At 72.5% G+C, this 9,739-nt stretch carries 10 protein-coding genes; 3 read left to right on the forward strand and 7 right to left on the reverse strand.

Annotated features, from left to right (window positions below; all coding sequences use genetic code 11):
* Nucleotides 1-191: 191 nt before the first annotated feature.
* From ACSNOD_RS23330 to ACSNOD_RS23340, 3 genes are all read left to right on the forward strand, one after another.
* A complete protein-coding gene (locus ACSNOD_RS23330) occupies nt 192-1,205 on the forward strand; it encodes an HAD family hydrolase (protein ID WP_436768983.1) in 1,014 nt (337 codons plus the stop codon).
* A 430-nt stretch (nt 1,206-1,635) separates the two neighbouring features.
* Nucleotides 1,636-2,421 (forward strand): ECF subfamily RNA polymerase sigma factor, BldN family, encoded by a 786-nt coding sequence (locus tag ACSNOD_RS23335; protein WP_436768984.1) that lies wholly within the window; start codon nt 1,636-1,638, stop codon nt 2,419-2,421.
* Between the two features lie 273 nt (nt 2,422-2,694).
* A complete protein-coding gene (locus tag ACSNOD_RS23340; protein WP_436768985.1) occupies nt 2,695-3,906 on the forward strand; it encodes a DUF5667 domain-containing protein in 1,212 nt (403 codons plus the stop codon).
* 77 nt (nt 3,907-3,983) lie between these two features.
* Here ACSNOD_RS23340 and ACSNOD_RS23345 read toward each other — a convergent pair whose 3' ends face one another.
* From ACSNOD_RS23345 to ACSNOD_RS23375, 7 genes are all read right to left on the reverse strand, one after another.
* Complete coding sequence (locus ACSNOD_RS23345; protein WP_436768986.1) at nt 3,984-5,090, reverse strand: 1-acyl-sn-glycerol-3-phosphate acyltransferase; 1,107 nt, start codon at nt 5,088-5,090, stop codon at nt 3,984-3,986.
* Complete coding sequence (locus tag ACSNOD_RS23350; RefSeq protein WP_436768987.1) at nt 5,059-6,150, reverse strand: NAD-dependent epimerase/dehydratase family protein; 1,092 nt, start codon at nt 6,148-6,150, stop codon at nt 5,059-5,061. The genes ACSNOD_RS23345 and ACSNOD_RS23350 overlap by 32 nt, the downstream gene beginning before the upstream one ends.
* Before the next feature lie 217 nt (nt 6,151-6,367).
* Nucleotides 6,368-6,466, reverse strand: a complete 99-nt coding sequence (locus tag ACSNOD_RS23355) for a 30S ribosomal protein bS22 (protein ID WP_003948845.1) — start codon at nt 6,464-6,466, stop codon at nt 6,368-6,370.
* Nucleotides 6,467-6,577: 111 nt separating this feature from the next.
* The gene (locus ACSNOD_RS23360; protein ID WP_436768988.1) at nt 6,578-6,790 is read right to left on the reverse strand and encodes a helix-turn-helix domain-containing protein; all 213 of its coding nucleotides are present in this window, start codon (nt 6,788-6,790) and stop codon (nt 6,578-6,580) included.
* A gap of 127 nt (nt 6,791-6,917) precedes the next feature.
* On the reverse strand, nt 6,918-7,742 hold the full coding sequence (locus ACSNOD_RS23365) for a phosphatase (RefSeq protein ID WP_436768989.1): 825 nt from the start codon (nt 7,740-7,742) through the stop codon (nt 6,918-6,920).
* Nucleotides 7,743-7,888: 146 nt separating this feature from the next.
* The gene (locus tag ACSNOD_RS23370; RefSeq protein ID WP_436768990.1) at nt 7,889-9,067 is read right to left on the reverse strand and encodes an acetoin utilization protein AcuC; all 1,179 of its coding nucleotides are present in this window, start codon (nt 9,065-9,067) and stop codon (nt 7,889-7,891) included.
* A partial coding sequence (locus ACSNOD_RS23375; RefSeq protein ID WP_436768991.1) for an MFS transporter occupies nt 9,018-9,739 on the reverse strand: 722 nt, incomplete at its 5' end. The genes ACSNOD_RS23370 and ACSNOD_RS23375, both read right to left, overlap by 50 nt.

Genomic DNA, 9,739 nt, shown 5'->3' on the forward strand with positions numbered 1-9,739 from the left:
GGGACCGCCGCGACCGCGACGAGCGCGGAGATCGCGGGAGAACGACGTCCGGACGGGCCGCCGCACCCCCCGGGAACCGCGTGCGCGCACGTCAAGAGGGCGTGCCGGGGTTACGGCACTGTTGCGAGGAGTTCACGCGCCCGCATCCTCCGGACTCGGGGTCGACCGAACAAACTGGCTATGCTCGCGTCATGGCCGTACTGGGATGGCTCACCCCCCGAAGGCGCTTCGCCACGGCACGCAGTGTGCTGGCAGGCGAGGCGGCCGCCGAGGCAGCGCGCAAGGCCTCCGTCGAGGCCGCGGAACCCGCCGGGCGGGCGGGCGGAGCGGTCGCCGAGAAGGCCGCTCCCGGGCGGACGCCCGGGGAGGAGCGCGGGAAGGAACCCGGGAAGGCACCCGGAAAAGAAGCGGAAGCGGAATTTCCCGTCGCCGGCGATGTCCGGGCCGCCGCCTTCTTCGATCTCGACAACACCGTGATGCAGGGCGCCGCGATCTTCCATCTCGGGCGCGGCCTCTACAAGCGCAAGTTCTTCCGCAAACGGGAGCTCGCCCGGTTCGCCTGGCAGCAGGCGTGGTTCCGGCTCGCCGGCGTCGAGGACCCGGCCCATATCCAGGACGCCCGCGACAGCGCCCTGTCCATCGTCAAGGGGCACCGCGTCAGCGAGCTCATGGAGATGGGCGAGGAGATCTACGACGAGTACATGGCGGAGCGGATCTGGCCCGGCACCCGCGCCCTGGCCCAGGCGCATCTCGACGCCGGCCAGAAGGTCTGGCTGGTCACCGCCGCCCCCGTGGAGACCGCGCGGATCATCGCCCGCAGGCTCGGGCTGACCGGCGCCCTCGGCACGGTCGCCGAGTCCGTGCACGGCGTCTACACCGGCCGGCTGGTCGGCGAGCCGCTGCACGGCCCCTCGAAGGCCGAGGCCGTACGGGCGCTGGCGGCGGCCGAGGGCCTGGACCTGTCGCGCTGCGCCGCCTACAGCGACTCGGCCAACGACATCCCCATGCTGTCGATCGTGGGGCACCCGTACGCCATCAACCCGGACGCCCGGCTGCGCAAGCACGCGCGCGAGCGGGGCTGGCGGCTGCGGGACTACCGCACCGGGCGCAAGGCCGCGAAGGTCGGCATCCCGGCGGCCGCGGGGCTCGGCGCCCTGGCGGGCGGGGCGGCCGCGGCGGTCGCCCTCCACCGCCGCCGGCGCTGATCACCGGCCGCCTCCCCCGCCGCCGGCGAACCGGCCGCCGGCTGCCTCCCTCTGCCCCCGGCGACCGAGCACCGGTCGCCCTTCGCCACGGCCCACGGCCCGCGATCCCGAACACGCGGGCGCTGAGCGCGCATTCGCGCTTCTTACCCCCACTGGGCTCCCGCCAGTCCCAACGCCGTCGCAGCGCCACAACATGACCCGCATCCGAGCAGGAAAAGCGGAAATCCGATCGATATCTATCCGCTGTTCGATATTCAGTCGGTCATGAACCCATAACCAAGCGCTCCAAACCGGCGATTTGAGCAACTCGGCGTAGTACTGCCTGCACGAAGCGTTATTCTCCTCAGACGCAAACCGGTACCCACACGTCCCTACGACGGGTGAACGGTCCCGCACTGCACGTGATGGAAGCTCTGCCTATGGGAGTCCCGTGTACCCACACGTCGGGGTTGACACCTCGGGCCTGGCTACGCTTCGCGCTACGGTCCTCGACCATTTGCGCGGCATCGTCCCCACCGCGTACGCCGTCCCCGCCTTCGCCGCACCCGTCCCCGCCGACGGTCCCGTCGGCCCCGCCTACGCCCTGGCCGAGTCCGCCGCGGCGGTCGGCAGGCGCGCCCGCGCCAACGCCGGCGCCACCACCGCCCGCCGCCCCGGCGCCGACAGCGACAGCCACCGGATGATGGAGCTGGTCGAGCGCGCCCAGGCCGGCGAGGCCGAGGCCTTCGGCCGCCTGTACGACCAATACGCCGACACCGTGTACCGCTACATCTACTACCGCGTGGGCGGAAAGGCCACGGCCGAGGACCTGACCAGCGAGACCTTTCTGCGGGCGCTCCGCAGGATCGGCACCTTCACCTGGCAGGGCCGCGACTTCGGCGCCTGGCTGGTCACCATCGCGCGCAATCTGGTCGCCGACCATTTCAAGTCGAGCCGCTTCCGCCTCGAAGTGACCACGGGCGAAATGCTCGACGCCAATGAGGTCGAGCGCAGCCCCGAGGACTCGGTCCTCGAATCCCTGTCCAACGCCGCCCTGTTGGAGGCGGTGCGCAAGCTCAACCCGCAGCAGCAGGAGTGCGTCACCCTCCGCTTCCTCCAGGGCCTCTCCGTCGCCGAGACCGCCCGGGTCATGGGCAAGAACGAGGGCGCCATCAAGACCCTCCAGTACCGCGCCGTGCGCACCCTCGCCCGGCTGCTCCCCGACGACGCCCGCTGACCCGCGCGCCCGTCGCCCGCCCGCTCCCACCCCGCCTCCCGCTCGACCGCCGAGCGCGCGTTCCGACACCTACGGTGACCTCTCGATGACCACGTGGTCCGCCCACCCTCCATGCGTAACCCGACCGGCGCGCCGATCGTTGTGCGGGTTGCAGACTCCCTTCTGTCGCACCCTGTCCACTTCCGCTCACTCGATCGAGTGGTCCTGGCCAGAGCGTGCAACCTTCGTTATGTGCTCGGGAGTCGTAGGTGATGACGAGAGGAGGTGCCGCCCGTGATTCGGACCGTATCGGCGCACCGGCGGGCGAACGCCTTCGCCCAGGCCCTGGAGGACGAGGTTCCCGGCAGCCCCCGGGACCGGACGGCTGAGCACTGCGAGGACACCGCGGACCGGGCCGGGCACGGCCCGCTGCTGGCCCTGGCGGACGAGCTCGCCCAGCTGCCCAAGCCGACCCTGGACCCCGAGGTCCGCACGGTGCAGCGGGCCCAGTTGGTCGCCGCCATGGAGGCGATGCTCGCCGAGGGCACCCCGGGCGGCCCCCGGCTGCCCGAGCAGCGCACGCGCCAGCGGGGCGCCCACCGGCTGCGGAAGCTGCGCCCCCGGTCCCGCTGGTCCAAGGGGCTCGCGGCGGGCGGACTCACGGTCGGGGTCGCCGCGGGCGCCTTCAGCGGTGTGGCGGCGGCCAGTTCCGACGCCCTGCCGGGCGATTCGCTCTACGGGCTGAAGCGCGGCATGGAGGACCTCAAGCTCGGGATGGCCGACGGGGACACCGATCGCGGCGAGCTCTATCTCGACCAGGCGTCCACCCGCATGCAGGAGGCCCGCAGGCTGATGGAGCGCGGCCGCTCCGGAGGGCTGGACCACGAGTCGGTGCGCGAGGTCCGCAAGGCGCTCTCCGGGATGCGGCACGACGTCGAGGAGGGCCATCGGCTGCTGCGCGCGGCCCATCAGCGCGACGGCTCGCTCGGGCCGCTCCAGAAGCTGGAGGCCTTCGCCCGTTCCCACCGGGGGAGCTGGGGCGAGCTGCGGGACCGGCTGCCCGTTCAGCTCACGGACGTGATCCACGAGGTGAGTTCCGCCTTCGCCGCCATAGACGAAGAGGTCCGCCCGCTGAAGTCCAGGCTGCCCCTCCAGGGCGGCGACGAGCGGGGTCGGCGCGACACCCAGCAGTCCCGGCCGAGCAGCCCGGAGCGGGCCTCCTCCCGCCCCGCGCCGGCGTCCTCCAGCCCCGCCAAGGGCCGGACGGAGAGCGGCAGCAGCAAGCCGCAGCCGTCCATGTCCCAGCGGCAGCGCGAGGAGCAGGGGCTGATCGGCGGCGCCAGGGATCTCATCGATCCCCCGCTCGGCGGCAACCGCAGCCACGGCCCCGCGTCCGGCGGGGGTGGCCAGGACGGCAAGTCCGGCCAGCCCGAGGTGACGCTGCCGCCGCTGCTCCCCGGCATCCTGCCGGAGCTGGGCCTCCCCCGGGACGACTCCCCGTCCTGACGGGTCGGCCACGACCGAACGGCACTGTCGGCGGAGGTGATCGGAAGATCACCTCCGCCGCGGTCCTTTATGCGGCCTCAGAAGAAGACCGACCGGCGCTGCACCAGCAGCTTGTAGAGCGTGTGCTGAATCGTCTCCCGCACCTGGTCCGTGAGGTTGAACATCAGCATCGGGTCGTCCGCCGCCTCCGGCGGATAGCCGTCGGTCGGGATCGGCTCACCGAACTGAATGGTCCACTTCGTCGGCAGCGGCACCGCGCCCAGCGGCCCGAGCCAGGGGAAGGTGGGGGTCAGCGGGAAGTACGGGAAGCCCAGCAGCCGCGCCAGCGTCCGCGCGTTGCCGAGCATCGGGTAGATCTCCTCCGCCCCGACGATCGAACACGGCACGATCGGCACCCCGGCCCGCAGCGCCGTCGACACGAAGCCGCCGCGCCCGAACCGCTGGAGCTTGTAGCGCTCGGAGAACGGCTTGCCGATGCCCTTGAAGCCCTCCGGCATCACCCCGACCACCTCGCCGCGCTCCAGCAGCCGCTCCGCGTCCTCGGCACAGGCGAGCGTGTGCCCCGCCTTGCGGGCCAGTTCGCTGACGACCGGCAGGACGAAGACCAGGTCTGCGGCGAGCAGCCGCAGATGGCGCCCGGCCGGATGGTGGTCGTGCACGGCGACCTGGAGCATCAGCCCGTCCAGCGGAAGGGTCCCCGAGTGGTTGCAGACCACGAGCGCCCCGCCCTCGGCCGGGATGTTCTCGACACCCTTCACCTCGACCCGGAAGTACTTCTCGTACACCGGCCGCAGCAGCGACATCAGGACCTTGTCGGTGAGGTCCTGGTCGTAGCCGAACTCGTCGACCTCGTAGTCCCCGGTGATGCGCCGGCGCAGGAAGGACAGCCCGTGGGCGAGCCGCCGCTCCCAGCCGCCGTCCTCCGCCGCCACGGCCGCCGGCTCCTCGCTCTCGTCGGTGGGGTTCGGAGCCGGCCCGGCCGGCCGGGCCGGCTCCGGCGCCCCGGCCGCCGGCCGGTGCCCGGGCGCGGCGGCGTCCTGCCGCTCGGGCCCCGGGGCGTCCTGCTGTTCGGGTACGGGCGCGAGCGGGGTCGTCCGGCGGGCCGGGCGCGCCCCCTTCGCCTTGGGCCTGCCGCGCCGCGACCGCGGTTCGTCACCGAACGGAATGACCTTGGCGTCGGCCATGCGGTTGTCGCTCCTCACTCTCGCGGGCGGCCACGGGCAACAGCGCGGCCAGCCGGTCGACGGTACGGGCCAGGACATCGGGGGGCAGCAGCCCGGGGCCACGGCTGCGCGCGAAGTCCTCGAAGGTCTGCGCCGTCGTGTACTTGGGGTGGAAGCCGAGCGTCTCGCGCATCTGTGTGGTCCGCACCACCCTGCCGTGGGTGAGCAGCCGGATCTGCTCGGGCGAGAAGTCGGTGATGCCGGTGGCGCGCAGCGCGGAGCCGACCCAGGTGACGGCGGGCAGCAGGACGGGCACAGTGGGGCGGCCGAGCCGCCGGGCGGTCTGGGAGAGCAGCAGCACGCCGTCCCCCGCGATATTGAAGGTGCCGCTGTTCAGCGTCCCCCGCCGGGGCTCGGCGGCCGCGATCAGCAGGACGTCGATCACATCGTCCTCGTGCACGAACTGCAGGCGCGGGTCGTAGCCGAGGACGGTCGGCAGCACGGGCAGCGAGAAGTACTCGGCGAGCGGGGAGTCGGCACAGGGCCCGAGGATGTTGGCGAAGCGCAGCACGCACACGGCCACATCGGGCCGCCGCCGGGCGAAGCCCCGGACATAGCCCTCCACCTCGACGGCGTCCTTGGCGAAGCCACCGCTGGGCAGCGACTTGGGCGGGGTCGTCTCGGTGAAGAGGGCGGGGTCGCGGGGGGCGGAGCCGTAGACGCTGGTGCTGGACTTGACCACCAGCCGTTTGACGGCGGGGGCCTTCTGGCAGGCGCCGAGCAGCTGCATGGTGCCGATGACATTGGTCTCCTTGACCGATGCCCGGCTGCCGCGCTTGCCCAGGGGCGTGCCGGTGACGTCCATATGGATGACCGTGTCCACCTGGTGTTCGGCCAGCACCTTGCCGATGGTCGGCCGGCGAATGTCGGCCCTGACGAATTCCGCGCCGCCGAGATGGTGCTCGGGCGGCAGGGCGTCCACCGCGATCACCCGGTCGACGTCGGGCTCCCGCTGGATGCGGCGGACCAGACGGCCGCCGAGCTGCCGGGCGACACCGGTGACGAGCACGACCTTGCCCAAGATCAGCGCCTTCCTTCCCACCCTCGGAGCGTCGCGCTATCCGCAGTCGTCACCGTATCGGGTGGATGTCGCACTGTGATGACCGCCTGAGACCTACCCGACATTTCCAGCCTCGGCGATCTGACCGAGCGCATATGACGACGCCGCCCTCCCGCCGGGTGGCGGGAGGGCGGCGTGACACTCCCCCTGCCTCGCGACAGGGGGACCAAGATGCCGCTTACTTCTTGTTGCGACGCTGGACGCGCGTACGCTTGAGCAGCTTGCGGTGCTTCTTCTTGGCCATCCGCTTACGCCGCTTCTTGATAACAGAGCCCACGACTACCCTCGCTCACTTCTCATCACTCGGTGCGGGGCGTCCGAGCCCACACTACCTACGTCGGCCCAGCCTACCCGGCGGCGAGTGAAGGACGTAATCCGAGGGTCGCCGTCAGGCGGTCTCCACCCCCACGTAGGACTCGCGGAGATACTCGTGGACCGCTTGCTCCGGCACGCGGAAGGACCTCCCCACCCTGATCGCAGGCAGATGACCGCTGTGCACCAGCCGGTACACGGTCATCTTGGACACGCGCATCACCGAGGCGACTTCCGCCACGGTCAGGAACTGAACCTCATTCAGAGGTTGCCTCTCACCAGCAGCCATGACCCACCTGAACCTTCCGCACATGACGGGCACCGGCTTCCCCTCCGGTGACTCCTCATCGCTGTGCGCTCCTCCCCAGATTAGGGGCGGGTGATGCGAGTGGGGAAGAGGAGTAGCGACCGGGCGCCTACTGTGACAGACACGCTCGATTGAGTACATAGCGAGTAAGCGGTCGGTAGTAATCAGACCGCACAGCGTCATCAAGCGGAACGGCGACGGACACCCGCCCCTCGGCCTCGGCGACGAACAGGGCCGGGTCGTCGGTGTCTCCCAGCCCCATCGCGTCAATGCCCAGCTGACCTGCTCCGCAGACCCATCCGTGGTCCCCGACGACCAGCTCCGGAAGGGGTCCGCCGGCCTGGGCCGCGGCGGCCAGGGCGATACGAACCGGGAGCGGCGAATGCGTGTGCACGCCCCGGTCGGCGCCCCGATCGCGCCCCCCGGGGTGCCGCACGAACGCCACCCCCCGTACGTAGTCGAGGAGGTGGGTGCGTAGCCCGAATCGGGTCGTTATGTCGACACATCGCCACTGACCCGGGGTGAGAACGGGACAGCCCGCCGCCGACAGGGCAGCGGCCAACGCGGCGTAGAAGCCCAGGAGACGGTGGGGGTGACCGGTGCCGAACAGCACGGGCTCGCGGGCCGCCGCGGCCGCTCCGAGGCGGTCGGCGAACGCCGCCAAAGCGTGCAGCGTTCGGTCGGGATCGATCGTATCCGCACCGGAAACATGGGACGGGTCGGCCGAAACCCCGCACCGATCGGACATCAAGCGAAGCAAGTCCCCCGGGCCCCAGGCCCCTTCGGGGTCCAGACCGAGCAGCATCCGGGGGTCGCCCGCGGCGAACAACCGGTAGCTGAGCAGGCTCGTTTCGCGCGGGGTGGCCACGGAGCCGGCGAGCCGGGTCGCCAGGAGGTGGGTGCGCAGAGCCGTCACGCCCGCATGCTCACGCATCGCGCCCGACCCCTGCGCGGAATTACCGGCGGATACCGCCCACTCGGCCTAACGCGGCCGGCCACCGCCGCCCGAAGCCCCCGCCGGCTCCACTCGCGGGAGCCCGCAGGAGCTCGCGGCAGCTCGGCGTGGCGCATGTCCGACGGTCAGGGCAGCAGTCCGTGGGCGGGGAACACCGCCCTCCGCGTGGCGACGATCCCCCGGTCGACCGCGTCCGCGGGGTCGTACCCCCCGCCTCCGACGTCCCGCCACCGCGGCCGCCGGCCGTCCGTCATCCGCAGCGGCGCCCCCTGCCGCGTCCGCCGGTACACCTCGGCCCGCCACTCCTCCGGCACCGCCGTCTCCGGCTCGATCGGCCGCCCGGCCGCGATCGCCACCAGGTGCGTCCACGCCCTGGGCACCACGTCCACGACCGCGTACCCACCGCCGCCCAGCGCGATCCACCGGCCGTCCGACCAGCGGTGGGCCAACGCGTGACAGGACTCCGCGGCGATGCGCTGGGCGTCCAGGCTCAGCGCCAGATGGGCCAGCGGGTCCTCCGCGTGGGTGTCCGCGCCGTGCTGGGTGACCAGCACCTGGGGCCGGAACGCGGCCAGCAGCTCCGGCACCACCGAGTGGAAGGCCCGCAGCCAGCCCTCGTCCCCCGTCCCGGCCGGCAGCGCCACGTTCACCGCGCTGCCCTCGGCGGCCTCGCCCCCCGTCTCCTCGGGCAGGCCGGTCTGCGGAAAGAGCGTCGAGGGGTGCTCGTGCAGCGAGATCGTCAGGACGCGCGGGTCGTCCCAGAACGCGGCCTGCACCCCGTCCCCGTGGTGCACGTCCACATCCACGTACGCGACCCGCTCCGCGCCGAGCTCCAGCAGCCGGGCGACGGCCAGTGCCGCGTCGTTGTAGACACAGAAGCCGGAGGCCGCCCCGGGCATCGCGTGGTGCAGCCCGCCGGCGAAGTTCACGGCGTGCGACACCTCGCCCCGCCACACCGCCTCCGCCGCGCCCACCGACTGCCCGGCGATCAGGGCGGACACCCGGTGCATCTCCGGGAAGGCGGGGTCGTCGACGGTGCCCAGCCCGTACGAGCCGTCCGCCGCCGCGGGATCGGCCGACGCCCGGCGCACCGCGTCGATGTAGTCCTGCCGGTGCACGAGCCGCAGCGTCGAGTCCCCCGCCGCCTTGGCGGCCACCACCTCGAGATCACCGCCGCGGTCCAGCCCGTACGCCTCCACCAGGCGCATCGTCAGCGCCAGCCGCACCGGGTCCATCGGATGGCCGGGCCCGAAGTCATAGCCGGTCACTGCCTCGTCCCACATCAGTCGCGCGCGGCCGCTCATGCACGTCACCGTATCGGGCGGGGACACCTCCGAACGAGCGGATTCGGGGCAGCGTGGCGAGCAGCAGCACCGTCGGCACGAGCATCGCCCCGCGGTGGCTCCACGCCTCGCCCACAGCGCCCACCAGCGGCGAACCCACGAGGAAGCCGGCGTAGTTGAAGACGTTGAGCCGCGCCACCGCGGTCTCGGACGCGGCGGGCCGCAGCCGCGCCGCCGCCGCGAACGCCTGCGGCACGATCACGCCCAGCGCGGGGCCCAGCAGGGTGAAGCCGAGCAGCCCCGCCCAGGGCCCGGGCGCGCTCGCCACCACCGCGAACCCGACCACCGCCAGCAGCACCCCGGCCCGCACCACGGCGACCGGCCCGAACCGCCGCACGGCCGGGTCGCCGACCGCCCGGCCGAGCAGCGCGGCGACCGTATAGGCGCTGTACGGGACGGTCGCGAGCTGCTCGGAGCTCCCCAGGACGTCCCCGAGGTACTTCGCGCTCCAGTTCGCCACGGTCGCGTCGCCGACGAAGACGACCATGACGACGAGGCAGAGCGGCAGCAGCGGCCGTTCGACCGGAGCACCACCGGGTTGTGGGTCTTCGGCCCGGAGCGGGCCGGCGGACGTGCGAGCCCCGGGCAGGCCGGCGGACGGGTCGGCGGACCGGTCGGCGGGCGGGCCGGCGG

Origin of the sequence: Streptomyces sp. URMC 123 (genome assembly GCF_051386515.1) — a bacterium.
Classification (GTDB): Bacteria; Actinomycetota; Actinomycetes; order Streptomycetales; family Streptomycetaceae; genus Streptomyces.

Coding starts and splice junctions, on each gene's coding strand:
- ACSNOD_RS23330 (WP_436768983.1), top strand. CDS start 192: ATGGCCGTACTGGGATGGCTCACCCCCCGAAGGCGCTTCGCCACGGCA.
- ACSNOD_RS23345 (WP_436768986.1), bottom strand. CDS start 5,090: ATGGCCGACGCCAAGGTCATTCCGTTCGGTGACGAACCGCGGTCGCGG.
- ACSNOD_RS23360 (WP_436768988.1), bottom strand. CDS start 6,790: ATGGCTGCTGGTGAGAGGCAACCTCTGAATGAGGTTCAGTTCCTGACC.
- ACSNOD_RS23365 (WP_436768989.1), bottom strand. CDS start 7,742: ATGCGTGAGCATGCGGGCGTGACGGCTCTGCGCACCCACCTCCTGGCG.
- ACSNOD_RS23370 (WP_436768990.1), bottom strand. CDS start 9,067: ATGAGCGGCCGCGCGCGACTGATGTGGGACGAGGCAGTGACCGGCTAT.